Raw genomic sequence first — 26,624 nt, forward strand, 5'->3', positions numbered from 1 at the left:
GCCGCCGAGGCCTCAGGCTCCGACGTCGCCGAACTCGCCGGCGAGCACCCCGCGGCGGAACGCCGTCCACTCGTCGTCGCGGAAGAGCAGCAGGGCGTCCGAGGACGTCTCGCGCACCAGGCGCCCGCCGTCGTCGGCCGTGACCTCCACCGCGCCGTTCGCGGACGGGGCGTCGTGCGCGACCTCGCGCAGGAACGCCGCCCACGCCGGCCCGTCGAGGTGCAGCACGGCACCCTCGCCGTGGGACTTGGTGTCGCGCAGGTAGGTGGCGCCATCGGCCTCGAGGATCTCGACGCAGCTCGCACCGTTGGAGCTGAAGCTGGAGGTCCGCCATCCGTGCGTCATGGCCATGTGTCTCCTTGCACCGGGGGAGCGGTACGGCGAACGTCGGCGCAGGGACCGTCCACCTGGCTCAGGAGTCCAGCGCCGTACGGCGGCTGCGGACCACCTCCCGGGAGGCATCCTCCGGCAGCGCCGCGTCGCGGAGTCTGACAGCGGCGGTGCGGTATCCGCCAATCCGGTCGGGATCCTGGACGTAGACGGCCCCGTCCTGGAACTCCACGTAACCGATCGATCGCGCAGCGTCGAAATCGAGCAGCGTGAACTCGCCGTCGAGCCCGTCGTGGACGGCGACCGCCAGCGGCATCACCCGGATGGTCACGTTGTCCTGCGTCGAGAGGGTGAGCAGGTGGTCGAGCTGCTCGGCCATCACCGCGGGGCCGCCGACGAGACGGTCGAGGATCGTCTCCTCGATCACCGCCTCGTAGTGCAACGGGCGCGCCGGGTCGTGCAGACGCTGCTGGCGCGCGAGGCGCAGGCCGACGACGCGCTCGACGTCGACGACCGGGACGCGCAGGGGATCGACGAGCAGGGCCGTGGCGTAGGCGCGGGTCTGGAGCAGCCCGTGGAGCAGCAACGGCTCGTATGCGAAGGACGCCGCCGCCAGGCCCTCGAGACCCACGAAGGTGCGCAGCCAGTCGGGCACCACGTCGGCGAACGGCGCCCACCACGTGCCGCGGTCGGCGGCCGAGGCGAGCGACGCGAGGCGTTCCACGTCGCCCGGCTCGGCGCCGTAGGACCGCAGGAGCATCCCGACCTCGTCGGGGCGTTGCTGGTTCTTGCCCTGCTCCAGATAGTTGATCTTCGCGTGGGTGCAGCCGAGCACCCGGGCCGCCGCCGACTGGGTGTGCCCGGCCTGTTCACGGGCGGCCCGGAGCTCGTGACCGATCAACCAGCGCAGCGCGCTGGGATCGATCCGGTCGGGTCCGGCCCCGCTGCGGTCGACCACGCCCTCCCCCCGGGCCCCGCGACGCCACTGATCAACGCCGTTCGTCGGGGGAGGGTAGCCAGTGGAGCCGACACCAACCGGTGAACTACTCTTTGCCCTACATGTAACCCCACGGACGCGTGACGCGGAGGCCCCGGTGTCCGACCGTCGTGTGGAGCCCGCGGTGGACGCGGCACGCGCCGTGTTCCCCGGCGGGGACGCCTGGATCCTGCCCGCCGAGCCCGCCTACGGGGTCCTGACCACCACCGCCACCGGGCACCGCGCGACGCTCACGCACTGCCGCTGCGGGCTGCCGGTCAGCGGCGAGGGCTGGGACGTCGCGGTCGACCCCGAGCCCCTCGACGTCGTGGCCGTGACGGTGCTCGGCCAGGTGCCCGGCGTCGCCCGGTGGGACCGCGGCGCCGACGGGCTCTGGCACCCCGGTCGCTCGCGCTACCAGTCGGCGGGACCATCGCTTCCCTGGCGCGCGCTCGGCGTGTGCGGGGCGTCCCGGCGCCACCGGGTCATCCCGGTGGCGAGCCGCATCCGGTACTAGCGACTAGCTGTGGCGCCGGAACAGCGGCGCCCGGCCTGCCGGCTGCTCGACCTCCCCCGTGTCGGGCGCCGGTGGGACGTCGAGGGTCACCGGCGCGTCGGTCGAGAGCGTGAACTTCTCGTCGTGGTGGCTGAGGTCGAGGTCGTCGCCGTGCTCGAGGGTGTAGGTCGTCTCGGCGCCCGCCACCGCGATGTGCACCGAACGCCCCCGCCACTGGATGCGGAACCGCAGCCCGGAGAGCGCCTCGGGCAGGCGGGGCGCGAAGGTCAGCCGCCCGTCGTGGGTGCGCATCCCGCCGAGGCCCAGCACGACCGCGGTCCAGGCGCTGCTCATGGCCGCGAGGTGCACGCCGTCGCGGACGTTGTGCTCGAGGTCGGCGAGGTCCATCTGCGCCGATTCGCACAGGTAGTCGTAGGCGAGGTCGAGGTGGCCGGTCTCGGCGGCCATCACGGCGAGCGTGCCCGGCGAGAGCGAGGAGTCCCGGACGGTGATCCGCTCGTAGTAGACGAAGTTGTCGTGCTTCTGCTGCGGGGTGAACGCGTCCGGGCACTGGACCATGGCGAGGACCAGGTCGGGCTGCTTGACGACCTGCTTGCGGTAGAGGTCGAAGTACGGGTAGTTGAGCAGCAGCGGGTAGGTGTCCTCGGGCGTGTTCTCGAAGTCCCACACCGCGTGGCGGGTGAAGCCCTCGCTCTGCTGGTGCACCCCGAGCGCCTCGTCGTAGGGGATCACCATCGCGCTCGCGGCGGAGCGCCAGCTCGCGACCTCCTCGGGGGAGACGTGCAGCCGCTCGGCCTCGCGGGGCCAACGCACGGCGGCGTCGGCGGCGCCCCGCAGGTTCTTCTGCGCCATGAGGTTCGTGTAGACGTTGTTGTCGGCCACCGCGGAGTACTCGTCGGGACCGGTGACGCCGTCGATGCGGAACGCGCTGTCGCTGTCGTGGTGGCCCAGCGAGCGCCACAGCCGCGCGGTGGCCACCAGCAGGTCGACGCCGACCTCGCGCTCGAACTCCTTGTCGTCGGTCGCCGCGACGTAGCGCATGGCGGCGTCGGCGATGTCGGCGTTGACGTGGAACGCGGCGGTGCCGGCGGGCCAGTAGCCCGAACACTCCTCGCCGTTGATCGTCCGCCAGGCGAACGCCGCGCCCTTGAGGCCCAGGTGCTCGGCGTGGGCGTACGCGATGTCGAGGGTGCTGTGGCGCCAGCGCAGCGCGTCGGCCGCCGCCCGCGGCTGGGTGTACATGAAGACCGGCAGCACGAAGGTCTCGCCGTCCCAGAAGCAGTGCCCGTCGTAGCCCTGCCCGGTGAGGCCCTTGGCGCCGATCGCCCGGTGCTCGGCCCGCGCACCGGCCTGGAGGACCTGGAAGAGGCAGAACCGCAGCGCCTGCTGCAGCCGCGGGTCGCCGTCGATCTCGAGGTCGGCCTTGTCCCAGAACGCGTCGAGGTAGTCGCGCTGCGCGGCGAGGAGCCCGTCCCAGCCGGTGTAGACCGACGCGTCCAGCGCGGCCTCGACCTGGTCGACGATCGCGGGCTGCGAGCGCTGGCTCGACCAGCCGTACGCCATGTACTTGACCACGCGGAGGGTCTGGCCGGGCTTGAGCCGGGTGATCACCGTGGTGCGCCCGACGTTGTTGGAGCACGAGCTCGTGACCTGGGCGTCGTCGGGCCCGAAGACCTGGTGCTCCATGGCCGCGCCGACCCGCAGCTCGGACCGCCGCGTCTGGTGGGTCATGCGCGCGCCGTGGCTGGAGTTCGAGTGGTGCTCGGGCACCAGGACGTCGTGCAGCGCGGCCGCGACGCGCGGGTCGCCCTCGATGACCGGCATCTGCTCGTTCGCGAAGAGCTCGGACTGGACGACGAGCAGCGCGTCCGAGCCGGCGTCCTCGGGCACGCCGACCTCGTAGGAGATCGCCGCCACCGAGCGCTGCGAGAACGACACGAGCCGCTGCGACGTCACCGTCACCCGCTGGCCGTTGGGGGAGACCCAGTCGACGTGGCGGGTCAGCGTGCCCGCCCGCATGTCGAGCGTGCGGCTGTGCGCGCGCACCTGGCCGTAGCGCACGTCGAGCGGCTCGTCGTCGACGAGCACCCGGATCAGCTTGCCGTTGGGGACGTTGACCAGCGTCTGGCCCTCGTCCGGGAACCCGAAGCCGCCCTCGGCGTGCGGCAGCGGGCGGGACTCGAAGAACGAGTTGAGGTAGGTGCCCGGCATGGCGTGCGGCTCCCCCTCGTCGAGGTTGCCGCGCATCCCGACGTGGCCGTTGGCCAGGGCGAACAGCGACTCGGTCTGGGGCAGCGCGTCGAGGTCGACGTGCGCTTCGTGGATCATCCAGGGGTCGACGCGGAACGCGTTCGTGATCACGGGGTCTCCTCGTCCACTCCGGATGCGCGCGGTCCGCGCCCCACCGCCCTCGAGGAGCCGTCGTCGATCTCCTGCTCGGCTGCGCGGGAGCGTAGCCGCCGCGTGTGACGGGGGCGGGAATACGGTGGTCCGCATGGCCGCACGCGTCCGGATCCCCCGCACGGAGCTCGACGTCCACCCCCTCTGCCTCGGCGGCAACGTGTTCGGGTGGACGGCGGACGCGCCGACCTCGTTCGCGGTGCTCGACGCCTACCGGGCGGCCGGCGGGGACTTCGTGGACACCGCCGACTCCTACACCTGGCGGGTCGAGGGCAACACCGGCGGCGACTCGGAGCGGGTGCTGGGCGACTGGATGGCCGAGCGCGGGGTGCGCGACGAGGTGGTCGTCGCCACCAAGGTCGGCTCGTGGCCGGAGCGTCCGGGGCTCTCGCCGGAGAACCTGCGCGCCGCCTGCGACGACTCGCTGCGCCGCCTGCGCACCGACCACATCGACCTGTACTACGCCCACCGCGACGACCCGGACACACCGGTCGAGGACACGCTCGGGGCGTTCGACGAGCTCGTCCGCGCGGGGAAGATCCGGTACGTCGGGCTGTCGAACTACTCCGCGGAGCGCCTCTCGACGGTGCTGACGCTCTCCGAGCGGCACGGGCTCGCGCGTCCCGTGGCGCTCCAGCCGCACTACAACCTCGTCGAACGTGCGAGCTACGAGGACGAGCTGGCCGAGCTCGTCTCGTCGGCGGACCTCGGCGTCATGCCGTACTTCGCGCTGGCCAAGGGCTTCCTCACGGGGAAGTACCGGCCCGGTGACGCCCCGCCCGACACCAGCGGCCCGATGGCCTCGGCGCGCGCCGGCGGGGCGATGGCCTACCTCGACGCGCGGGGCGAGCGGGTGCTCGGGGTGCTCGACGAGGTCGCCGGCGCCCACGCCGTCCCGCTGGCCGCCGTCGCGCTGGCGTGGCTGGCCGCGCAGCCGACGGTCACCGCGCCGATCGCGAGCGCCCGCACCGTCGAGCAGCTCGGAACGATCCTGCCGATGGCGGAACTGACGCTCGCCCCCGACGAGCTGGCGGCCCTCACCGAGGCGTCGGAGGACACTCGGCTGGCGGGGTGAGCGCCGCGTGAGGTGTCATGGGTGCTGTGAGCGCGCTCTCGTCGGTGCACCGCGCCCTGCAGGTGCTCGAGGTCGTCGCGGCCGCCGGCGACGGGATCAGCGCGAAGGCCGTCGCCCGGCGCCTCGAGTACAACCTCTCGACGACCTACCACCTGCTCGAGAGCCTCGTGACCGACGGCTACCTCGTGCGGCTGGAGGCCTCGCGCGGCTTCGGTCTCGGCCCCAAGCTCCCGGCGCTGCACGACCGTCTCGTCGCCCAGCTCCCCGTGCCGCGCGGGCTCGGCGCGATCCTCGGCGAGGTGCACAGCACCGCCCAGGCGGGCGCGCTGTACGCGGCGTTCCGCGACGGGGACGTGGTGGTCGTGGCCCACGACGACTGCGCCGACCACCCGGTGCCCGTGATCTCGGCCTGGCGGGGCGCGCTGCACGCCACGGCGATCGGCAAGCTGCTGCTCGCCGAGGCCGACGAGGTGGCCCGCCGCGCGATCCTCGACCGCGACGGCCTGCCCGCGCACGCCTACCGGACGATGACCGAACGGGACGCGCTCGAGCGCGAGCTCACCGGCGTGCGGCGCAACGACCTCGCCGTCGACCGGGGCGAGTTCCGCGAGCGGCTCGCCTGCATGGCGGCACCCGTGCGGATGTCCGAGGCCGGGGTCCCGACCCTCGTCGGGGCCGTCGCCGTGGCCGTGCCCGTCGTCCCGGCCGGGGGGCCGGGCAGCATCGCCGACCGTCGGAGCCGCCTCGAGCGCGCGATCCGCGAGGGGGCCCGGCGCCTCACCGTCGCCCTGCGGGATCCCGTTTCCACTGGATGGGACGACGGGGGTCCGGGGGCCGTCCGTCGCGGATAACCTGCCGCGCATGAGTGCCCGGACCACCGCCCCGTTCCGTGCCGACCACGTCGGGAGCCTCCTGCGCCCGCCGGCCCTGAAGCAGGCCCGCACCGCCCACGCGGAGGGCAGCCTCTCCGACGACGCCCTGCGCGCGGCCGAGGACGACGCGATCCGCGAGGCCGTCGCCCTGCAGGAGTCGGTGGGCCTGCAGGCCGCCACCGACGGCGAGCTCCGCCGCAGCTCGTGGCACATGGACTTCCTCTACCAGCTCGACGGCGTGTCCTCCTCGAAGGACTCGTCGGTCGAGGTGGCCTTCCGCAACGCCTCCGGCGACCTGACGTTCGCGGCCATGTCGCTGGTGATCGACCAGCGCATCGGGCTGTCGACGACGATCTTCGGCGACGCGTTCTCGATGCTGGCGTCGACCGTCTCCACGGCCGTGCCGAAGCTGACGATCCCGTCGCCGTCGATGCTGCACTACCGGCTCGGCGGCGCCCCGGTGCACGAGGGCTCGCCGTACTCCGACCCCGACGACTTCTGGAACGACCTCGCCTCCGCCTACCGCGACGAGGTCTCCCGGCTCTACGCCGCGGGTGTGCGGTACCTCCAGCTCGACGACACCTCGCTCGCGTACCTCAACGACCCCGCCCAGCGTGAGTCGATGGCCGCGCGCGGCGAGGACGCCGACCACATGCACCAGCGCTACGTGGACACGATCAACGAGGTGCTGCGCGACCGGCCGTCGGACCTGCGCGTCACCACGCACATGTGCCGCGGCAACTACCGCTCGTCCTGGGCCGCGGAGGGCGGTTACGACCACGTCGCCGAGGCCGTCTTCGGCGGGCTGCAGGTCGACGGCTTCTTCTGCGAGTACGACGACGCCCGCTCCGGCGACTTCTCGCCCCTGCGCTTCCTGCCCCGCGGCGACCAGCAGGTGGTCCTGGGCCTCGTCACCACCAAGACCGGCGAGCTCGAGGACCCCGACACCCTCAAGCGCCGCATCGAGGAGGCGACGAAGTACGTGCCGCTCGAGCAGCTCTGCCTGTCGCCCCAGTGCGGGTTCTCCTCCACGGTCGAGGGCAACGACCTGACCCCCGAGCAGCAGCGCGCCAAGCTCGACCTCGTCGTCTCCGTCGCCCGCGACGTCTGGGGCTGAGTCGCCCGGGTTCCCCGGGTTCGCGGTGTGCAGCGAACGCGCTGTTCGCTGCTTCTATGCGCACGAACTCCGCGTTCGCGCCGGCTGGTGGGCGACGGACTCCGCCAGTCGCCCGTCCCCACCCTCCGTTCGCGTCCACAGGGTCGGCAGCGCCGCTACCTCCGGCGCGCACGGCCGGGCGACGCTCGCGGCATGCCTCGTCGTGCCCGGATCGACCCTGTCGCCATCGCGTCCGTCGGCCTGTTCGGCGTCGCGGCGGTGGCCGACCTGACGGCACTCGGCATGCCCTCGTCCACGATCGCCCGGAGGGTCCAGGCCGGTCACGCACGTCGGGTCCTGCGCGGGGTGGTCAAGGACGGACCGGACGAGCCGACGAGGGACCAGCGCGCAGCGGCCGCACTGCTGTACGCGGGGCCCTCGTCGGTGCTCAGCGGTGGCGAGGCCCTCCGCCGGTACGGGTTGACCGATCCCTCGCCCCGAGGTCGCATGCTCGTGCTCGTCGACCGGGATCGTCAGCGCACGTCGTCGGCCTTCGTGGAGATCGAGCGGACCGAACGTCTCCCCGCTGCGGTCATGGTCGACGATCTCGCACTCGCCCCTCTCGACCGCGCCATCGTCGACACCGCCCGTCGACAGGACCGGCGTGACGCCGTGCGCGGCATCCTCGCGGAGCCCCTCCAGAAGGGGCGGACCACCGTGGCCCGCCTGGTCGCCGAGCTCGCGGCGGGATCGCAGCGAGGGAGCGCGCTGCCGCGTCAGGTCCTTCACGAGGAGATGGCGGACGGCGTCCGCTCGGTGGCGGAGGCCTGGGCACGCGAGCTCCACGCGGACAGCGGTCTCCCGCCGGTGCTCTGGAACGCGCGCCTGTACGACCCGTCCGGGACGTACATCGCCCAGGCGGACGCCTACTTCCCCGACGTCGGGCTCGCGTGGGAGATCGACTCCTACAAGCACCACTTCCTGCTCGCCGACTGGGACGCGACCCTGCGCCGGCGGGCGAGGATCCAGAGCTTCGGTGTCCTGGTCGCCCACACCCGGCCGCGGCGGTTGCTGACGGAGGGACCTGCGGTCATCGAGGAGCTCTGGGGCAGCTATCGCCTGGCCGCCGCGCGGCCGTGCCCCGATCTGCGAGTGGTCGTCGGTCCTTGAGCCCGCGGCCCACCCTGCGCCTGGATCCGCCTGAGCAACGAACGCGGAGTTTGCGCGCATAGAAGCAGCGAACAGCGCGTTCGCTGCGGGCGAGGTGGTCCGCCGCCGACCTCGCCCCCGAGCGAACGGGGACTTCGCGCGCATAGAAGCAGCGAACAGCGCGTTCGCTGCCAACGAAGGACACAGCACGGCGCGCCCGCCCTCCGAGGAGGACGGGCGCGCCGGGTGGTGCTCGAGTGGGTCAGACGCCGTAGCGCGCCGCGAGCTGGCCGCGGCAGATGCTCGTGTTGGCGTCGACGCCCACCTGGTAACTGCGCGCCTTACGCAGGTGCAGGGGCAGGGCCTCGATGCCGACTCGTGCGCCGGAGGGGTCCACGACCAGGGGGTCGCCGTCGTCGGACGGGATCCCCAGCTCGCGGCGACGCTTGCGCAGCCGCGACAGATCGTCGGAGGCGGGAGCGTCGCCGAGCGTCATGGCCGCGACGTCCTCCGGCGTCGCGCCCTCCCGCATGAGGGGCCGGACGACGAGGTCCGTGCCCGCCATGAGCGCGCGCTCGGTGAACGTGCGCCGGAGGTCGTCGAGCTCGGACACGGCCTCGCCGACCTCGGTGCCCGCCATCGAGGACACGAAGCCCGCGCGCGCGGCCACGCCGGAGTTGATCGCGTCGGAGGCGAAGTGGTCGGCGAGGACCACGTCGGCCCGGGCGACCCCGTCCGCCGCCGACACCGCGTCGTGGGCGTCGGCGACCATGAGGAACGCGAAGTTCGGGGCGCAGAAGTAGGTGGGCAGGCGCAGCGACACGTGCGCGACCCCGTCGTCGGACACCGAGCAGGCCCCGACGAAGTCCAGGGAGACGACGTCGGTGTCCAGTTCGGGGTCGCGCACGGTGCGCAGCGCCTCCCACACCCGCGCCGCCGTCCCCGTGGCGGCCGACGCCTCGGCCTCGTTGGAGTCGGAGGAGCGGGCGTCGGAGAGCACCGTCATGCCTGAGCCACCGCCCGGTCCTCCACCAGCTCGGCGTCGTCCGACGACGCCGGCGCACTGGTGTCCGAGGACAGCTGGAACTCGGCCGGCACGTCGATGTCGTAGAGCTTCGCCGCGTTCAGGCCGAGGATCTTCTTCTTGCCGTCGACACCCAGGCGCGGGTAGTCGTCGAAGTCGTGGCCCTCGGGGAAGTCCCAGTCCACGAGGCCCTCGACCTGCCACTGCGGGGTCCAGATGTTGTAGTCCGACCCGAAGGTCATCTTGTCCTCGCCGACCCAGAACAGCAGCTCGCCCATGACCTTGGCGAAGAACCGCGGGCGGGCGTGCATGAGGCCGCCGGTGACCACCGAGAGCCCGGCGTAGACGTTGGGCTCCTGCGTCGCCATGAAGCAGAAGTCCTCGATGCGCGGGAGACCCACGTGCTCGATGATGAAGTTGAGGCCCTGGAAGTCGGTGGCCGCGTGGTCGACGTCGGAGACGTCGAACGCGTCCTTGTCCAGCGGCCAGATCGTCGGGCCCTTGTGCACGTGGACGTTCTTGATGCCCAGCTCCTGGGCCCGCTCCAGGAAGCGGTAGCACTCCGGGTCGGAGAGCTTGAAGCCGCGCGAGTCACCGTTCCACTCCGCGGTGTAGAGCTTGATGCCCTTGGGGTGCCACTTCTCGACCTCGGCCTCGAACTCGCGCATGCCGGCGTCGCCGTCGCGCGGGTCGAACCGGCAGTTGACGATGAACTTGTCGGGGTGCTGCTCGACGAGGTGCCCGTTCTGGGCCGCGGTGTTGAAGCCGTCCTTGTACCACTCGCGGAGGTACGTCGACTGCAGGATCGCGACGTCGACGTGGCCCTCGTCGAACTCCTCGCGCATCAGCTGCTCTTCGGAGACCTTCTGGAACTCCTCGATCGACTGGTGGGTCTCGGCCGGTCCCAGCGACTGGTAGGCGTGGAAGCACTCGATCCAGCCCTTGGCGTACTGCTCGGCACCCTGGACCCAGTTCTCGGGCGAGGCGTCCCAGAAATGCATGTGGGAGTCGACGACGAAGTACTTCTCACCGTTCTTCTCGTACACGGCGACAGCCTCCTGATGCGGACGGACCAGTGGTCCGGACGCGAAACGTGGTGGTGGACACGGCGGCCCACATCACACGTGATGGTTCGGGTGCGGGCAAGACCACGGATTCCATCCACCGCCGAAACGGACATCGGCGACACCCCCGCGGCCCGCGTTAGGGTCGGGAGATGCGCATCGTCATCGCCGGCGGACACGGCAAGATCGCCCTGCGGCTCGAGCGGCAGGCGGCCGCCCGGGGGGACGCGACGACCGCACTGATCCGCGACCCGGGCCAGGCCGACGACGTCCGCGAGGCGGGCGCCGACCCCGTGGTCGCCGACCTCGAGGCCATCGGCTCCGGGGAGCTCGCGGGCCACCTGACCGGCGCGGACGCCGTCGTCTTCGCCGCGGGCGCCGGCCCGGGCAGCACCGCCGAGCGCAAGGAGACCGTCGACCGCGACGCCGCTCTGCTCCTCGCCGACGCCGCGGCCGCCGCGGGCGTCCGGCGCTACCTGCTGGTGTCGGCCATGGGGCTCGACGCGGTGCCCACCGAGGACGAGGACGACTCGATCTGGGGCTATTACCTGCGGGCGAAGAAGGCCGCCGAGGACGCGCTGCGCGCCCGGGACGACCTCGACCTCACCATCCTGCGGCCCGGCAAGCTCACCGACGACCCGGGCACCGGTCTGGTCCGGCTCGGGCCCGCGGGCACCCAGCCGCCGGTCGGCTACGGCGAGGTGACCCGCGACGACGTCGCCGCCGTCCTCCTCGCGCTCCTCGACACCCACGCCTCCGCCGGCACCGTGCTCGAGCTCATCGGCGGCACCGTCCCGCCGGCCCAGGCCGTCGCCGCGCTGGCCGGCGCGAACGCCCCGCGCTGACTACCCGATCAGCCCCTGCTCGCGCAGGAACGACCGCGCCACCTCGTCCGGGCTGCGCCCGCCGGCGGAGACGCGTTCGTTGAGCCCGCGCATCACCTGCTCGGTGAGCGTCGGCGCCACCATGCGCCCGAGCAGGGCCAGGCGGGGGGCGCGGGCCATCACGTCGCTGCGCACGGTCAGCGCCGCGTTGTAGGGCAGGAAGTACCCGCGGTCGTCGACGAGCGTCGAGAGCCGCAGCGGGTTGAGCCGCCCGTCGGTGGCGAACACCTCGCCGAACGTGCAGGGGTTCTGGGTGGCGACGGCGCCGTAGATCTGTTCGATCTGGCGGGTGTCGAGGGCCCGGTCGCCGAGCGTGATGTCGTAGGTCGCGAGGAGTCCCTGCAGGCCGTCCTCGCGGCCCGTGAACTCCTGGTCGACGCAGAGCGTGGCCTCGGGCGAGCCGCGGCGCACGAGGGCGGCGAAGTCGGAGATGGTGCGCACCCGCAGGCGTTGCGCGACGTCCGTGCGCACGCCGACCGCGTAGGTGTTGTTGAACGGGGTGGGGTCGAGCCAGGTGATCTGGTTGCCGGCGTCGGCGGCGCGCACGGCGTCGTAGAGGACCCGGGGGTCGGCGATCGTCGACTCCTGGGAGAGGTAGGTCCGCCAGGCCGTGCCCGTGTACTCCCAGTACATGTCGATCTGGCCGGTGATCAGGGCGGCCCGCACGTTGGACGAGCCCTTCGTGTCGCACTTGTCGACCACGGTCGCCCCGGTCGACTGGAGCAGGGCGATCGTCATCTTGCAGAGCACGATCTGCTCGGCGAACTCCTTGCCACCCACCGTCAGCGTCTGCCCCGTGAGGTCGAGCTCGCGGGCGAGGCTCCCGGGCGGGGTGAGCCGCTCGCTGCTCGAGCAACCGGCGAGCGCGAGCACCGCCACGAGTGTGGTGAGCAGGACCAGGGCGGGCCGCAGTCGGGGCACGGGCGTGGGGTCCGATCGCGAGGGTGGCCGGGGGAGGGGCGGACGACGACGGCCGGCCGGGGTCGGGGACCCGCGGCCGGCCGTCGCCGTCACACCGTCAGAAACTCACCAGGGGCTCACTGGCCGCCGATGAATCCCTGCTGCTGCAGCCAACGCGTGGCGACCTGCTGGGGGTCCTGCCCCTGCGAGGACACCTGGCCGTTGAGGTCGAGCATCACCGGGTCGGTCAGACGCGGGGTGATCGCGTCGAACACCCGCTGGACGCTCGGGTTCCGGTCGAAGACCTCCTTGCGGATGGTCGGCGACGCGTTGTACTTCGGGAAGTAGTTCTTGTCGTCCTGGAGCGTCACCAGGTTCAGGCCGGGGATGCGGCCGTCGGTGGTGAAGACCTCGCCGAAGTTGCACGGGTTGCCGTTGGCGGTGGCCTGGTAGATGGCCCCCGTGTCCAGGGTGTTCAGCCCGGGCGGACCGGACGGCGGGTTGGTGACGCCGTAGGTCCGGAACAGCCCGGCCAGACCGTCGTCGCGGCCGGCGAACTCGGCCTCGACGCAGGTGGTGGCGGCCGGGTTGCCGCTGTTGACGAAGTTGCCCCAGTCGGTGAGCGTGCGCAGGTTGTTCTGCTGCGCGAACGCCTGGGTCACCGCGAGGCCGTAGGTGTTGTTGAACGGCGACGGCGGCAGCCAGACGATCTGGTTCTGCGCGAGGTCGGCGTCACGGACGGCGACGTACTGCGCCTGCGACTCCGGGATCGGGCTCGCGTTCTTGAGGTGGGTGATCCAGCCGGTACCGGTGTACTCCCAGTACATGTCGATCTGGCCGCTGGTGAGGGCGGCGCGCGTCGACGCGGTACCGGTGATGTTGCAGCGGTCGTTGACCGTGGCGCCCACCGACTGCAGCGACGCGATCGTCATCTTGCAGAGCACGAGCTGCTCGTCGAACTCCTTGCCGCCGACCGTGTAGGTCTGGCCGGCGAGGTTGATGCCGCTGGCCGCGAGGCTGCCGCCCTGCGCCTGGGGCTGGCCCGAGCCCGAGAGGCCGCCGCAGCCGGCGGCCAGCAGGGCCGTGGCGGCGAGCGTGACAGCGCCCGCCCGCCATCCGGAACGACGACCGGTGTGGTCGCCGCGGAATGTCCACCGCACAGTGATCTCCTTATCCTCCGGGGTTGGCCGGGCCTCGCGTGCGGGGCGGACGGCCGAGAAAACTCTGGGGGTCGGCCGTCAGCCGGACCGGGTGACGACGATCCGCTCGACGACGCCGGCGAGCCAGTCGATGAGCAGGGCGACCGTCGCGATGATCGCGCCGGCCACGAGCAGGACGTTGATGCGGTTGAGCCGCAGCGCCTGCTGGACGAGCTCGCCGAGACCACCCGCGCCGATGTAGCTGGCCAGGGTCGCCGTCCCGACGTTGAGCACGAGCGCCACGCGCAGCCCGGCCACGATGACCGGGACCGCCAGCGGGACCTCGACGCGGAACAGGGTCTGCCGCGACGACATGCCCATGCCGCGGGCCGCCTCGATCAGCGACTGGTCGACCTGCTGCAGACCGATCACCGTGTTGCGGAGCACGGGCAGCAGGGCGGCGAGGGTCAGACCGATCACCGCGGTGGTGACGCCGAAGTTGAACGCGAACGCCATGAGCAGCAGGACGCCGAACGGCGGCAGGGCCTGGCCGAAACCGCCGATGGCGAGCACCGGGCCCTGGATACGGCGAGCGGCCCGCCGGCTGAGCAGGATGCCCAGGGGCACGGCGATGATCAGCACGAGGATCGTCGACAGCGCGGCGAGCCAGAGGTGCTGGCCGAGCAGCGAGGCGAGGTTGTCGGGCGCGAGCACGCGCTCCTCGATGGTGTCGAGGTCGCGGGTGCCGATGTAGAGCAGCAGGGCGAGCAGCAGGACGATGATGATCCCCGGGAGGATCACCAGGTCGTAGTGCTGCAGCCACAGGGCCGCGAAGCGCCCCTGCTTCTTCTCCTCCTCCAGGACGGCGACGTCGGACTGCGTGTCGACGGTCTCGGTGGTCGCGGTGCTCATGCGTCACCCTTCCGGGTCCGCAGGCCGCCGACGAGGTCGTTCCAGTGCAGGACGCCCGCGGCGCGGCCCTCCTCGTCGACCACGGCCACCAGCGAGGCGGAGCCGTCGAGCATGACGTCGACGGCGTCGTAGACCGTGCCGGACAGCGGCACCGTCACCAGCGGGGTCCCCGAGGCCTCGGCGCCCGGCAGGTGCCGCCAGGACACCGGCTTGCCGGAGCTGTCGACCTCGGCCACCGGGGTGCCGTTCTGGTTACCGACGGCGCGCTCGTCGGTCTCGATGGGGTGCAGCTCGAGGCGGGAGAGGTCGAGGAGGCTCAGCCGCCGGACCGCCGCGCCGCCGCCGACGAAGTCCGACACGAAGTCGTTGGCCGGGCGGGTCAGGATCGTCTCGGGCTCGTCGTACTGCTCGAGCTTGCCGGTGGCGAACACCGCGATCTTGTCGCCCAGCTTCACGGCCTCCTGGAGGTCGTGGGTGACGAAGGCGATCGTCTTGCCGACGGTGCGCTGGATCTCCAGGAACTCGTCCTGGAGGCGGTCACGCGTGATCGGGTCGATGGCGCCGAACGGCTCGTCCATGAGCATGACGGGCGGGTCGGCGGCGAGGGCCCGGGCGACGCCGACACGCTGCTGCTGGCCGCCGGAGAGCTGGCGCGGGTAACGGTCGCGGAACGTCGACGGCTCGAGCCCGACGAGGTGGAGCAGCTCGTCGGCCCGCGCCCGGATCCGCTGCTTGTCCCAGCCGAGCATCTTCGGGACCACGCCGATGTTGTCGGCGATGGAGAAATGCGGGAAGAGACCGCCCTGCTGGATGACGTAGCCGATCTCGCGACGCAGGAGGTCGCCGTTGACGTGGGTGACGTCCTTGCCGTTGAGCAGGATGCGGCCCGCGGTCGGCTCGATGAGCCGGTTGATCATCTTCAGCGTCGTCGTCTTGCCGCAGCCCGAGGGGCCGATGAGCATGACGATCTCGCCCTTGGGGATCCGCATGTCGAGCTGGCTCACCGCGGGCTGGGTGCTTCCCGGATAGATCTTCTCGACGCCCTCGAGGACGATCGTGTCGGTCGCCTCGGTGCCGGGCTCCGGGACGGACGTGGTCTGGTCTGCGGTGTCAGACACGGATCCCCCTGGGGATGGTCAGGCGCTGGACGATGGCGAAGAAGATCTCGAAGACGGCGGCGACGACGAGGCACAGCAGCGTGCCGGCGAGCACCTGGTAGAAGGCGTTCGACGCACCGATGCGGGAGATCCCGTTGAGGAGCAGGATGCCCAGGCCGGGGCCCTGGACGACCGCGCCGACGACGGCGATCGAGATCGAGATCAGCGTGGTGACGCGGATGCCGTTGAGGATGACCGGCCACGCCAGCGGCAGCTGGATCGTGAGCAGCCGCCGGATGCGGCCGTAACCGAGCCCGCGGGCCGACTCGAGCACGGCCCGGTCGACGGTGGTCAGGCCGGCCACGGTGTTCCGCAGGACGGTGTAGAGGGTGTAGATGATCAGCACGATGATCGCCGTGCTCACGCCGAGCCCGGTGATCGGCAGGAACAGTGCGAACAGTGCCAGCGAGGGCACCGTGAGCAGCGCCGCCGTGAAGACCAGCCCGCCCTCGCGCACGCCGGCCGCGAACCAGTCGACCGAGTAGCGGGGCGGGTCCGGCTCGCCGGTGGACACCGCCAGACCCAGCGCGACGCTGATCAGCGATCCGACGCCGACGGCGATGAGGACCACCAGGAAGTGGGCCTGGGTCAGGAAGATGATCTGCTGGGCGTTGCCCGCCAGGTAGTTCAGGAAGTTCACGACGCTCCTCTCTCGGGAGCAGGGGGAGTGGACAGGGGGGACACGCCGTCGGTGGCCGGAGTGGGCGGTGGACCGGCCCGGGCGCCGGCGAGGCCCCCGGCACCGGCACCGAGCGCTCGGGAGAGATCGGCCGCGGCGCGCAGGACGGCGGCGCGGACCTCGTCGAACACGGGGTCCACGCGGGACTCCGGGCCGCTGACGCCCAGCGCGGCGACCACCGCCCCGCCGCTGTCCCGCACCGGGGCGCCCACGGCCAGCAGGCCCCGGTCGGTCTCGTTGCGGGCGGTGGACCATCCGCGCCGGCGTTCGTCGACCACCCGCGACACGAGCTCGTCGAGCGAGCGCGGGGCCGCCGGACCGGCCGGCCCGAGGCCCTCGGGCACGATCACGCGGGCGATGGCGGCGGTGTCCAGGTCGAACAGCAGCGCACGACCTGTCGCGGTGCACGACAACGGTGCGGTGCGGCCCACCCAGCCCGAGGCCCGCAGTTCGCTGTCCGGCGCGGCCGTGCTGATCGTCATCACGCTGCCGCCGCTGCGGATGCCGACGTCGATGCGCTCACCGAGCAGCGCGGCCTCGCGGGCGACCGCCGCGTCGGCCTCGTCGCGCAGGCGGCGGTCGACGGCGGTGGCGCCGATGGCGAACAGCCGGGTGCCGATGCGGTAGCGCAGCGAGCCCGGCTCCCGGTCGACGAAGCCGGCGTCCGCCAGGACCTTGAGCAGGCGCGAGACCTGGGACTTGTCCCGGCCGAGCTGGCGTGCGATCTCGACGACGCCGAGCGAGGACGGCCCGCCGGGCGTCCCCAGCAGGTCGAGCACGTCGAGCGCGCGGTGGACGGGCCCGCCGGCCTCGTCGCGGTTGCGGCGCCCGTGCGGGGCGCCGGAGCCTGCGGTGGCGGCGAGGGAGGTCGCGGGCGACCGCGGGGCCGGGGCGTCGGGCCCGCCGGTACGCGCGCGTGGGCTCATCGACCGCCTTCCTCCCCTCCACGCCGACCTCGGGTGACGCCCCTCACTCGGGGCGTCTGCGGCAACGGGCGTTGTCCTTGCGACAACGGCTGCGGGGACAGTAGGCGCGTCAGGCGGAGGTTGTCACCCCGTACGTCCGACATTCGAGGGATGTTTCTCGACCGTCATGGACGCACTGGGTAGCCGCGGAGGCTCCGATGGGCCGTCCACAACCGGATTCGGCCAGCTCCAGGCCACGGTGAGGCGATCCCACCCACCTGAGGGGTGCCGAGGTCACGATGCGTGATGGCGGACGCGTATCGCGATCGTGATGTGCCGGGAACACCCGGTGGTAGCCCGATCGGGCCAGTTCCGGGGCGGTTCGGGGAGTAGCGGGGCCCTCAGGAGCGGCCGGTGCCGCCGGAAATCGCGGTGCGCGTCGGGGCGCCGACGCCCCAGAGCGCGAGCAGCCGGTTCTCGATGCGGTCGAGCTCGCCGCCCACCGCGATGTGCGCGCTGCGCCGCCGCGAGCCGGGCATCTGCTCGGCGGCACGCACCGCGGACTCCAGGTCGGTGAGGCGCTGCTGGGCGTCGTCGACGAAGGACCGGACCTCGGTGGCCCGGGCGTCATCGCCGTCGCCGTAGCGCGCGCGCAGGTCCCGGGCGGAGAGCGCGAGGTTGTGGATGCGGGCGTAGAGCGCCGCGCCGCGGCCGGTGAACTCCGCGAGCTCGTCGGGGGCGACGCCGAACTGGCGGGCGCGGTGGGCGTCCCAGCGGTCCCGGGCCATGCCCACCGCCTGGTAGACGATCGGCGCCACGACGGGCACGACGATGCGGGCGATGCCGATGTAGCGCTTGATCTTCGCGCCGGTCAGCGGGTCGGCGGCGGTGCCGGTGAGGTCGTCGTCATCGTCGTCCTCGGGCTCGTTCTTGCGACGCTTCTTCGCGGCCTTGAGCGCCTTCTTGTCGCCGAGGAGCGTGGCCTCCTGGGTCTCGGCGAGCAGCCGCTCCGCCCGGGCCGCCTTGCGCCGCTCCTTCTGCGCCGAGACCGCGAGGTCGGCGGCCTTCGGGCTCACGACGAAGACGTCGTCGCTGATCTCGAGCGCGTCGGCCTCCGTCGCGGGCCGTCCGCGGCGCAGCAGTCCCATGGACCCTCCCCGTCTCGTGCCCGCGGCGCGTCGGGCGCCCGGGCGAACGCCCGCACCCTAGTGGTCCGCCCACCCGGCGCGCCCGGCGTGGATCCCGCAGCGTGACGGGGTGTCAGGGGGGCGTGGGAAGCTCGGGACATGAGTACGACGACCGCGCGGGAGGCCGACGACGGGTGCCCGCCCGCCGCCGCGCCCCGCCCGGTCCTGCTCGACGCGGCCGCCACCACCCGCTGCCGCCGCCGGGTGCACCTCGAGCACGTCCCGGTGGAGGACCTTCCGGGCGGCCCCCGCCCAGCGGTGACGACGCCGATCCCGGGGTCGCGATGCGCCGTGCGGACGCGGCGGCCCACCGTGCCGAGCTCGCCGCCCGGTGGGCGGAGCTGCTCGGTCCGCACTGGACATCGGTCCCGCCGGCGTCCGGCTCGCGGGCGCGCGCGGAGGCCACCGAGGCGCTCCTCTCGGGTCCCGCCCCGGTGCCCGACTTCGTGGGCGGGGCGGAGCTGCCCGCCGCCGAGGGCCGCCGGGGCAACGTCGAGGTGCTGGTCCGGGCCGAGCCGGGCGACCCCTCCTCGGGCTGGTGGCCCCTGGTCGTCGTGCGGCACCGCGTCACCGATCCCGGGGCGGGGCCGTCACGTCCCCGCTCGGCAGGCCGCACCCGGCGGCCGCCGCTCCCGACGACACGCGCCGCATCCGCACCGTCACCCGCGACGTGCTGCGTCTCGCCCATCTGCACCGCATGTTGCGCGCGGCGGGGCTCGCACCCCCCGAGAACCCGGGCGAGCCGGTCTGGGGCGGGGTCGTCGGCCTCGACGCCGACGTCGTCGTGTGGATCGACCTGGCGGCGCCGTCGGGCTCCGGCGGTCGCAGCGCGCTCGAGACCTACGACGGGCGGCATGCCGACCGGCTGGCGGTCGCCGAGGCCGCGCGCCGGCGGGCGCCCGCGCTCGCCGAGCCCTCCCGCATCACCGAGTGCCGCCGCTGCCCGTGGTGGCCGACGTGCGAGGCCGAGCTGCGCGCGGTCGACGACGTCAGCCTCGTCGTCCGGGGCGACGCGGCGCTGCGGCTGCGCGGCCGGGGCGTCACCACCGTGCGCGAGCTCGCGGCGCTCGACCCCGCGGTGGGGCTGCCCGGCCCGCCCCCGGACGACCCCGAGGTGGGCGACGGCGCGCTCGACGGTGCCGAGCTGCGGGAGGCGGTCGCCCTCGCCCGCGCCTGGCGTCGCGGTGTCCCGCTGGTGCGCCGTGTCCGCCGGCCCACCGTCGCGCGCGGCGACGTCGAGGTGGACGTCGACATGGAGAGCCTCGGCGAGGACGGCGCCTACCTGTGGGGCGCGCTGCTCTCCGGCGCCGACATCGGCCTCGAGCCCGGCTACCGCGGCTTCGTCACCTGGGACCCGCTGCCCACCCGCGACGAGGGCCGCTCGTTCGGGGAGTTCTGGACATGGCTCACCGACGTCCGCACCCGGTGCGCGGAGCGCGGGCTGGTGCTGCGGGCCTACTGCTACAACGAGCAGGCGGAGAACCGCTGGCTGCGCGCCTCCGCGGAGCGTTTCGCCGGCATGGCCGGTGTGCCCCCCGCGGCCGAGATCGAGGAGTTCATCGCCTCCGACGCGTGGATCGACCTCTTCCCCGTGGTCAGCGACGCCTTCCTCTGCCCGCACGGCAAGGGCCTCAAGCGGGTCGCGCCGTCGGCGGGCTTCGCCTGGCACGACCCGGAGGCCGGCGGGGAGAACTCCATGCGCTGGTACCGCGACGCGGTCGCCCTCGACGGGGGCGAGCCCGACACCGCGCAGCGCGAGCGGCTGCTCGTCTACAACGCCGACGACGTGCGGGCCACGTGGACCCTGCGCACGTGGCTCACATCCGACCGCGTCCTCGAGGTCCCGTTCCTCGAGGACCTCTGAGCCGGCACTAGCGCGGCTGCATCCGCAGCGCGCCGTCGAACCGGATGACCTCGCCGTTGAGGTAGTCGTGCTCGACGATCATCGCGACGAGCTGCGCGTACTCGTCGGGGCGCCCGAGCCGCTGGGGGAACGGGATGCCGGCTGCGAGCTGCTCGCGGAACGACTCCTCGACGCCGGCGAGCATCGGGGTGTCGATGATGCCGGGGGCGATGGTCATGACGCGGATGCCGTACTGCGCGAGGTCGCGGGCCGCGGGCACGGTCATGCCGACGACGCCGCCCTTCGACGCCGAGTAGGCGATCTGGCCGACCTGTCCCTCGAAGGCGGCGACGGACGCGGTGTTGACGACGACGCCGCGCGCGCCGTCCGCGAGCGGCTCGGTCGCGGCGATGGCCTCGGACGCCAGGCGCATGACGTTGAACGTGCCGACCAGGTTGACCCCGATGACCTGCTGGAAGACCTTCAGGTCGTGCGGGCCCTTTTTGGACAGCACGCGCCCGGCGGTGCCGATGCCCGCGCAGTTGACCACCACGCGCAGCGGCAGCCCGGTGGACGTCGCCGCCTCGACGGCGCTCGCCACCTGGTCGGGGTCGGTCACGTCGGCGCCGACGTACTCGACGTTGTCCAGCTTCTCGGCGTCCTCGACCGCGGAGGGCAGGTCGATCCCGATCACCCGGGCGCCGCCCGCGGCGAGCTTGCGGACGGTGGCGCCCCCGAGGCCGGAGGCCCCACCGGTGACGATCGCGGCGACATCGGTCGTGTCCATGGCCGCGCAGGCTATCGCCGCCCCGACCGGGCCGCCGGTCATCCCTGACCGTTCGTGCCGTGACGTCTATCGCCGCGCGATGCCCAGCTGGAAGTCGTCCAGGTACCGCGCGGCGAACCCGGCCTCGGAGTAGGCGAGGTAGAAGTCCCACATCCGCACGAAGGTCTCGTCGAACCCGATCGTCCGGACCTCCGACTCCCGGGCCAGGAACGTCGCCCGCCAGCGGCGCAGCGTCTCGGCGTAGTCGAGGCCGATCGACCGGCGCTCGACGACCTCCATCGACGTGTGCCCCGCGAGCGTCGCGTCGATCGCCTCGAGGCTGGGGATCAGGCCGCCGGGGAAGATGTACTTGTGGATCCAGGTGTAGTTGTCCTTGGTCGCCTGGAGCCGGTGGTGCGGCATCGTGATCGACTGGAGCCCGAAGCGACCGCCGGGGGCGAGCAGCCGGTCGACGGTGGCGAAGTACTCGGGCCAGAAGCGCTCGCCGACGGCCTCGATCATCTCGATGCTGATCACGGAGTCGTACTCGCCGACGGCGTCGCGGTAGTCGCGGACGTCGATGGTGATGCGGTCGGAGACACCGGCCTGCTCGGCGCGGACGCGGGCGAGCCCCGCCTGCTCGACCGAGAGCGTCAGCGTCGTCACCCGTGCACCGCGCTGCGCGGCGCGGATCGCGGCCTCGCCCCAGCCGGTCCCGATCTCGAGGACGCGGCTGCCGGCGCGCACGCCCGCGAGGTCGAGGATCCCGTCGATCTTGCGGTGCTGGGCGTCGGTGAGGGACTCGGCCGGTCGGGCCGGGTCGAACCAGGCGGCGGAGTACATCATCGACTCGTCGAGGAAGAGCCTGAACAGGTCGTTCGACAGGTCGTAGTGCCGGTGCACGTTCTCGCGCGACACCGTCGCGTCGGCCGCGACCTCCTCGTGCGGCTGGCCGCGGTCGTAGACCCGGCGCAGGTTGCGCAGCGGACGCGGCACGAGCTGCTCGACGTGGTCGGTGAGGCAGCGCAGCACGCCGACGAGGTCGTCGGAGTCCCAGTCGCCGACCATCCAGCCCTCGCCGAAGCCGATGAGGCCCTGGCGGCCGAGGCGCGTGAAGAAGGCCTCCGGGCGGATGAGGCGGAGCTCGGGACCCTGCGGGTCGCCCTCGACCGACCCGTCCGGCCACACCAGGTGCAGCGGGAGGCGGACGACGGCCGCGCGCACCAGGGCGCGGGCCACCGTCATGCGCAGCCGGTTCTCGCCCGGGTCCTGCAGGCCCGGCCACACACCCTCGGCGGGCCGCGGGACGACGCGGCGGGGCTCGGTGGTGCGCGAGGTCGATGACACGTGGCTGTCCTCTCGTCCGCGGCCGTCTTCTCGACCGCCTGTGCATCCTTCGCGGTGCGAGCCGTGTGGCCGCACTCCACGCCACCTTCGTGATCGGGCGCCCGAGTGTTCGCCGCTTTTCGCGGAGATCACGTTCGAGGTCCTCGCCGACGATCACTCCGGAGGCCCGTCGGTGGGTTACCGTGCGGAGTCCCCGAGACCGGAGGGTGACCGCGCCGTCCGCCGAGAGCCCCGGAGGAAGGTGAGATGGGCGTCCCCGAGCAGCTCCGTCGGCTCGACGAGGACCTGGCCACCGGGCGGGTCGACGCCGAGTCCTACCGGCGGCGACGTGACGAGCTCCTCGCCGAACGGCTGCCCGCACCCCCGCCGCCCGCCCCCGCGGACGATCTCGACGACAGCGAGCTCGACGCCGCGGACCGCGAGCTGGGTCTCGAGGACGACGGCGCCGCCGACCGCACCCGGGCGGCCACGACGACGCCCGACGCCCGGCACGGCGTGCGCGGCGCCCCGCCGCCTCCCGCGCGTCCGAACGGGACGCGGCCGCCGACGGACCCCGGGTCCGGTGCCGCGTCGACGTCACAGCCCCCGGGGCCCCGGACACCTCCGGCCCGCACCCCTCCGCCCGGCACCCCGCCGCCCGGCACCCCGCCGTTCTCCCGGCGCCCTCCGACGACACCGGCCGGCCCCGGTGCGGCCCGCGGCCCCCGCGCCGCCTCGCCGGCCTCCCCGCCGCCCCCTCCGCCCCGGCTCCCGGGCGGGCCGACGGCTCGTGAGCCCCGCCGCGCCGCCCCGGCGAGCGCCTCCGGGAGCGGCATGCCGGCACCGCCCTCCGCCGCGGCCGAGTCGGTCGCCACCCCCGCGACGCCGCCGCCTGCCGTCACGCCCCCGCCGTCCGAGGCGACCGATCGGCCGACGACCGATCCCGACCGTCCGGAGGCCGGGGCGCGCCCCGCTCAGCCGGTGACCGGGTCGCTCGCGGACGCCCTCGCCCCGCCGACGCCCGGCCCCGCGGAGGACCACCCAGCCGAGACCCCGGCCGAGACCGTGTCCTCAGGACACGGTTCGGCAGGGGAGGTCTCCGGAGCGCGGGAGCCGGCCGCTCCCGCCGAGACCACCCCGGAGACCGTGTCCTCAGGACACGGTTCGCGAGGGGAGGCGTCAGGAGCGCGGGAACCGGCCGCACCCGTCGGGACCGTGTCCTCGGGACACGGTGCGTTGGCGGCCGCTCCCTCCGGACCGGAAGATGACGGGGGCACCGCCACGCCGTCCGTGGCGGACGTCCCCCGCGGCATCCCCGTCCCGGGTCCGTCCGCCGACGCCCCACCGCTGCCGGGCGCGCCACCGGCGGGGCCCGCGCTGCGCCCGCCGCCCCCGCCCGTCGACGCGGAGGAGCGCGATGCGGACGACGCCACGCGCACCGATGAGCGCCCGTTGCCGGCCGACCCGTTCCCGCCGCCGTTCCGCTGGTCGACCGAGGGGATCGACGACCGGGACACCTCGCCGGACACCACCCAGGTCGTCCGCGACGCGGCCGGACCCGCCGCCGACCGGACGCAGGTCGTCACGCGCGGGGCCCCGGAGCCGGAGGTCACCCAGGTGGTGCGCCGCTCGTCGGTGCCTCCGCGCGGTGTCCCGCGCCGTGCCGCGCCGCCCGCCCCCGAGCGCACCCAGTTCGTGCCGGGGTCGGTGCCGGCGCGGTCGGCCGGGGAGGGGTCGCCCGCCCCGAGGAGACGGCGCCGCCGTGGGCGGCGAGCGCGGCACGGTCCGAGGGCCTGCCTGGCCGCGAGCTGTTCGCCCGTGGGCCGGGCCCGCGTGCGGGCGCGATCCTGGGCACCGCGGCCGTGGTCCTGCTCGTGCTCGTCGTGCTGGTGGCGTCGATCGCGCTGGCCTGAGGGCCGATCACTAGGCTCGTGTGCGTGGCGACCATGGTGAGCTTCCACGCGCACCCCGACGACGAGTGCATCTCCTGCGGCGGCGTCATGCGGGCGGCCGCGGACGCGGGGCACCGGGTGGTGCTGGTGGTCGCCACCCGGGGCGAGCACGGCGAGATCGTGCCCGGCGTGCTGGCCGACGGCGAGACCCTCGCCGAGCGTCGGGTCCAGGAGACCCACGACGCCGCAGCGGTGCTGGGCATCGCCCGGGTGGAGTTCCTGGGCTACGTCGACTCCGGGATGGTCGACACGGACACCAACGGCGCGTCCGGGTCGTTCTGGTCCGCCGACGTCGAGGAGGCCGCCGAGCGGCTCGCGGCGATCCTGCGCGAGGAGGACGCCGAGGTCCTCACCTGCTACGACCGCATCGGCGGCTACGGCCACCCCGACCACATCCAGGTGCACCGGGTCGGTCGGCGCGCCGGGGAGCTCGCGGGCACGCCGCGGGTCTACGAGGCCACGTCCAACCGTGACGAGTTCCGCAAGATGATGGCGATGGCCCGGGAGGCCGGCGAGGACGCGCCCGAGCTGGACCCCGAGGCCTTCGGTTCGCCCGAGTCGGAGCTGACCACCCGCGTCGACGTCACCCCGTGGCTCGACGCCAAGCGAGCCGCGATGCGCGCCCACCGCAGCCAGATCGCCGACGACTCCTTCTTCCTCACGCTCGACGACGACCGGTTCGCGCTCGCGTTCGGCACCGAGTGGTTCATCCGCGCGGGTGGCGATCCCGCGCACCGCGAGGACTCGCTCTTCCCCGCATAGCGTCGCACCGGCCAGGGTGGGCGCCGTGGAACGAGGACGGCGGCTGCTGGCGGACCCCCAGCACACCAAGGGGACCGCGTTCAGCCCGGAGGAACGGCGGGAGCGTGGCCTGCTCGGGCTGCTCCCGGCCGGGGTGCAGACCCTCGAGGAACAGATCGGTCGGTGCTGGTCGGAGGTCCAGCGGCTCTCGAGCGACCTCGACCGCTACGTCTACCTGCGCTCGCTCCAGGACCGCAACGAGCGCCTCTTCTATGCGCTGCTCGCCGCGCACGTCCCGGAGACCCTCCCTCTCGTCTACACGCCGACGGTGGCGGAGGGCTGCCGGCGCTTCTCCGAGATCTGGCGGCGTCCCCGCGGCCTGTACCTGTCGTGGCCGGACCGCGAGCACCTGCGGGAGGCGCTGCGCAACCGGCCCCAGGAGGAGGTCGACGTCATCGTCGTCACCGACGGCCAGCGCATCCTCGGCATCGGCGACCAGGGCGTCGGCGGCATGGGCATCCCGATCGGCAAGCTCTCGCTCTACACGCTGATCGGCGGCATCGACCCCGCCCGCACCCTGCCGATCCTGCTCGACGTGGGCACCGACAACGCCGCGCTCCTCGAGGACCCCTTCTACCTCGGCTGGCGCCACCACCGCATCGACGAGGACGCCTACACCGAGTTCGTCGACCGCTTCGTCGAGGCCGTCCGTGCGGAGCTGCCCGACGTGCTGCTGCAGTGGGAGGACTTCGCCACGCCCCACGCCCTGCCGATCCTGCAGCGCTACCGGGACCGGCTGCTGACCTTCAACGACGACATCCAGGGCACCGCCGCCGTCGCGCTCGGTGCGCTGCGCGGAGCCACCGACGTCGCCGGGACGCGGCTGCGCGACCAGCAGGTGGTCATGCTCGGCGCCGGCTCGGCCGGTGTCGGGGTCATGGAGATGGTGGCCCAGGAGATGGTCGACGAGGGGCTCTCGGAGGCCGACGCCTACGCCCGCTGCTGGCTGGTCGACGTCCGCGGCCTGCTCACCGCCGACCGCGAGGACCTCTCCGAGGCCCAGCGCCGCTTCGCCGTCGATCCCGCCGTCGTCGCGGGGTGGGGGATCGACGGCCTGCCGCAGCTCGCCGACGTCGTCGAGCACGTCACCGTCGGGGTGCTGCTCGGCCTGTCCACCGCGGCCGGCGCGTTCACCGAGCAGATCGTGCGGACGATGGCGGGGAAGGTCGCGCGGCCGATCGTCTTCCCGCTGTCCAACCCGACGGCCAACGCCGAGGCCCGGCCCGCGGACCTCGACGCGTGGACCGACGGCCGTGCCCTCGTCGCGGCCGGCTCGCCGTTCGCGCCCCTGCGCCGCGGCGACCGCGAGGTGCCCGTCGCGCAGTGCAACAACGTCTACATCTTCCCGGCGATGGGCCTCGCCGTGACCGCCGCGCAGGCCACCCGGGTCACCGACGCGATGATGCGCGCCGCGGCCCGCGCGCTGGGCGCCGCCTCGCCCGCCCTGCGGGACGCGGACGCCCCGCTGCTCCCGCCGTGGGCCGACGTCCGCGCGGTGGCCGAGGACATCGCCGTGGCGGTCGCCGTGCAGGCGGTGGCCGACGGTGTCGCACCGGCGCGCAGCGAGGACGAGCTGCGCGCGGTCGTCCGCTCGACCCGCTGGACGCCCACGTACCAGCACCCGTAGCGCCCCGTGGTGATATGGGCGTCGACAGCTGGCGTACCGGACC

Annotated in this window: 23 protein-coding genes and 1 pseudogene; 9 read left to right on the top strand and 15 right to left on the bottom strand. The window is 73.4% G+C overall.

The window, feature by feature from the left end; all coding sequences use genetic code 11:
- Positions 1-12 precede the first annotated feature (12 nt).
- The gene (locus ACQPYN_RS00575; RefSeq protein ID WP_433032001.1) at positions 13-351 is read right to left on the bottom strand and encodes a DUF397 domain-containing protein; all 339 of its coding nucleotides are present in this window, start codon (positions 349-351) and stop codon (positions 13-15) included.
- Positions 352-412: 61 nt separating this feature from the next.
- Positions 413-1,288: a helix-turn-helix domain-containing protein gene (locus ACQPYN_RS00580; RefSeq protein WP_433032004.1), complete on the bottom strand. Its 876-nt coding sequence runs from the start codon at positions 1,286-1,288 to the stop codon at positions 413-415.
- Between the two features lie 163 nt (positions 1,289-1,451).
- On the opposite strand from ACQPYN_RS00580, the gene ACQPYN_RS00585 reads away from it, so the two are divergent.
- Positions 1,452-1,823, top strand: a complete 372-nt coding sequence (locus tag ACQPYN_RS00585; RefSeq protein ID WP_433032007.1) for a hypothetical protein — start codon at positions 1,452-1,454, stop codon at positions 1,821-1,823.
- Between the two features lie 3 nt (positions 1,824-1,826).
- Here ACQPYN_RS00585 and ACQPYN_RS00590 read toward each other — a convergent pair whose 3' ends face one another.
- The gene (locus tag ACQPYN_RS00590; protein WP_433032010.1) at positions 1,827-4,184 is read right to left on the bottom strand and encodes a glycoside hydrolase family 65 protein; all 2,358 of its coding nucleotides are present in this window, start codon (positions 4,182-4,184) and stop codon (positions 1,827-1,829) included.
- A 133-nt stretch (positions 4,185-4,317) separates the two neighbouring features.
- Between ACQPYN_RS00590 and ACQPYN_RS00595 the strand changes: the two genes are divergently transcribed.
- The 4 genes from ACQPYN_RS00595 (at position 4,318) to ACQPYN_RS00610 (ending at position 8,436) form a co-directional block, all read left to right on the top strand.
- Complete coding sequence (locus tag ACQPYN_RS00595; RefSeq protein WP_433032013.1) at positions 4,318-5,298, top strand: aldo/keto reductase; 981 nt, start codon at positions 4,318-4,320, stop codon at positions 5,296-5,298.
- A 17-nt stretch (positions 5,299-5,315) separates the two neighbouring features.
- The gene (locus tag ACQPYN_RS00600) at positions 5,316-6,149 is read left to right on the top strand and encodes an IclR family transcriptional regulator (protein ID WP_433032016.1); all 834 of its coding nucleotides are present in this window, start codon (positions 5,316-5,318) and stop codon (positions 6,147-6,149) included.
- A gap of 10 nt (positions 6,150-6,159) precedes the next feature.
- Positions 6,160-7,287, top strand: coding sequence for a 5-methyltetrahydropteroyltriglutamate--homocysteine S-methyltransferase (locus ACQPYN_RS00605; protein WP_433032018.1), 1,128 nt, complete (start codon positions 6,160-6,162; stop codon positions 7,285-7,287).
- A 192-nt stretch (positions 7,288-7,479) separates the two neighbouring features.
- Positions 7,480-8,436, top strand: coding sequence for a hypothetical protein (locus ACQPYN_RS00610; protein ID WP_433032021.1), 957 nt, complete (start codon positions 7,480-7,482; stop codon positions 8,434-8,436).
- Positions 8,437-8,677: 241 nt separating this feature from the next.
- Here ACQPYN_RS00610 and ACQPYN_RS00615 read toward each other — a convergent pair whose 3' ends face one another.
- Positions 8,678-9,421, bottom strand: a complete 744-nt coding sequence (locus tag ACQPYN_RS00615; protein ID WP_433032024.1) for a metal-sulfur cluster assembly factor — start codon at positions 9,419-9,421, stop codon at positions 8,678-8,680.
- The gene (locus ACQPYN_RS00620; protein WP_433032027.1) at positions 9,418-10,485 is read right to left on the bottom strand and encodes an amidohydrolase family protein; all 1,068 of its coding nucleotides are present in this window, start codon (positions 10,483-10,485) and stop codon (positions 9,418-9,420) included. Before ACQPYN_RS00620 ends, ACQPYN_RS00615 begins: the two co-directional genes overlap by 4 nt.
- Before the next feature lie 170 nt (positions 10,486-10,655).
- Here ACQPYN_RS00620 and ACQPYN_RS00625 point away from each other — a divergent pair, with 170 nt between their 5' ends.
- The gene (locus tag ACQPYN_RS00625) at positions 10,656-11,348 is read left to right on the top strand and encodes an NAD(P)H-binding protein (RefSeq protein ID WP_433032030.1); all 693 of its coding nucleotides are present in this window, start codon (positions 10,656-10,658) and stop codon (positions 11,346-11,348) included.
- Here ACQPYN_RS00625 and ACQPYN_RS00630 read toward each other — a convergent pair whose 3' ends face one another.
- From ACQPYN_RS00630 to ACQPYN_RS00660, 7 genes are all read right to left on the bottom strand, one after another.
- Positions 11,349-12,308: a glycine betaine ABC transporter substrate-binding protein gene (locus ACQPYN_RS00630; RefSeq protein WP_433032033.1), complete on the bottom strand. Its 960-nt coding sequence runs from the start codon at positions 12,306-12,308 to the stop codon at positions 11,349-11,351.
- A 116-nt stretch (positions 12,309-12,424) separates the two neighbouring features.
- Positions 12,425-13,447: a glycine betaine ABC transporter substrate-binding protein gene (locus tag ACQPYN_RS00635; protein ID WP_433032036.1), complete on the bottom strand. Its 1,023-nt coding sequence runs from the start codon at positions 13,445-13,447 to the stop codon at positions 12,425-12,427.
- 78 nt (positions 13,448-13,525) lie between these two features.
- Positions 13,526-14,338: an ABC transporter permease gene (locus tag ACQPYN_RS00640; RefSeq protein ID WP_433032039.1), complete on the bottom strand. Its 813-nt coding sequence runs from the start codon at positions 14,336-14,338 to the stop codon at positions 13,526-13,528.
- Positions 14,335-15,393: an ABC transporter ATP-binding protein gene (locus ACQPYN_RS00645; protein WP_433039157.1), complete on the bottom strand. Its 1,059-nt coding sequence runs from the start codon at positions 15,391-15,393 to the stop codon at positions 14,335-14,337. Before ACQPYN_RS00645 ends, ACQPYN_RS00640 begins: the two co-directional genes overlap by 4 nt.
- Positions 15,394-15,448: 55 nt before the next feature.
- Complete coding sequence (locus ACQPYN_RS00650; RefSeq protein WP_433032042.1) at positions 15,449-16,135, bottom strand: ABC transporter permease; 687 nt, start codon at positions 16,133-16,135, stop codon at positions 15,449-15,451.
- Positions 16,132-17,100, bottom strand: coding sequence for an IclR family transcriptional regulator (locus ACQPYN_RS00655; RefSeq protein WP_433032045.1), 969 nt, complete (start codon positions 17,098-17,100; stop codon positions 16,132-16,134). Before ACQPYN_RS00655 ends, ACQPYN_RS00650 begins: the two co-directional genes overlap by 4 nt.
- 380 nt (positions 17,101-17,480) lie before the next feature.
- Positions 17,481-18,227, bottom strand: a complete 747-nt coding sequence (locus ACQPYN_RS00660; protein ID WP_433032048.1) for a DUF6474 family protein — start codon at positions 18,225-18,227, stop codon at positions 17,481-17,483.
- A 243-nt stretch (positions 18,228-18,470) separates the two neighbouring features.
- On the opposite strand from ACQPYN_RS00660, the pseudogene ACQPYN_RS00665 reads away from it, so the two are divergent.
- A pseudogene (locus ACQPYN_RS00665) lies at positions 18,471-20,130 on the top strand (TM0106 family RecB-like putative nuclease).
- A gap of 7 nt (positions 20,131-20,137) precedes the next feature.
- Here ACQPYN_RS00665 and ACQPYN_RS00670 read toward each other — a convergent pair.
- The 3 genes from ACQPYN_RS00670 to ACQPYN_RS00680 all read right to left on the bottom strand — a co-directional run bounded on the left by ACQPYN_RS00670 (position 20,138) and on the right by ACQPYN_RS00680 (position 22,714).
- Positions 20,138-20,896 (bottom strand): SDR family NAD(P)-dependent oxidoreductase, encoded by a 759-nt coding sequence (locus ACQPYN_RS00670; protein WP_433032051.1) that lies wholly within the window; start codon positions 20,894-20,896, stop codon positions 20,138-20,140.
- A 66-nt stretch (positions 20,897-20,962) separates the two neighbouring features.
- The gene (locus ACQPYN_RS00675) at positions 20,963-22,222 is read right to left on the bottom strand and encodes a class I SAM-dependent methyltransferase (RefSeq protein ID WP_433032054.1); all 1,260 of its coding nucleotides are present in this window, start codon (positions 22,220-22,222) and stop codon (positions 20,963-20,965) included.
- A 177-nt stretch (positions 22,223-22,399) separates the two neighbouring features.
- Positions 22,400-22,714 (bottom strand): hypothetical protein, encoded by a 315-nt coding sequence (locus tag ACQPYN_RS00680; RefSeq protein WP_433032057.1) that lies wholly within the window; start codon positions 22,712-22,714, stop codon positions 22,400-22,402.
- 1,424 nt (positions 22,715-24,138) lie between these two features.
- On the opposite strand from ACQPYN_RS00680, the gene ACQPYN_RS00685 reads away from it, so the two are divergent.
- A complete protein-coding gene (locus ACQPYN_RS00685) occupies positions 24,139-24,915 on the top strand; it encodes a PIG-L family deacetylase (RefSeq protein WP_433032060.1) in 777 nt (258 codons plus the stop codon).
- 25 nt (positions 24,916-24,940) lie between these two features.
- Complete coding sequence (locus ACQPYN_RS00690) at positions 24,941-26,581, top strand: NAD-dependent malic enzyme (protein WP_433032063.1); 1,641 nt, start codon at positions 24,941-24,943, stop codon at positions 26,579-26,581.
- The last annotated feature ends 43 nt before the right edge of the window (positions 26,582-26,624 follow it).

Source organism: Actinomycetospora sp. CA-053990, assembly GCF_050948445.1.
In the GTDB taxonomy this organism is placed as follows: Bacteria; Actinomycetota; Actinomycetes; order Mycobacteriales; family Pseudonocardiaceae; genus Actinomycetospora; species Actinomycetospora callitridis.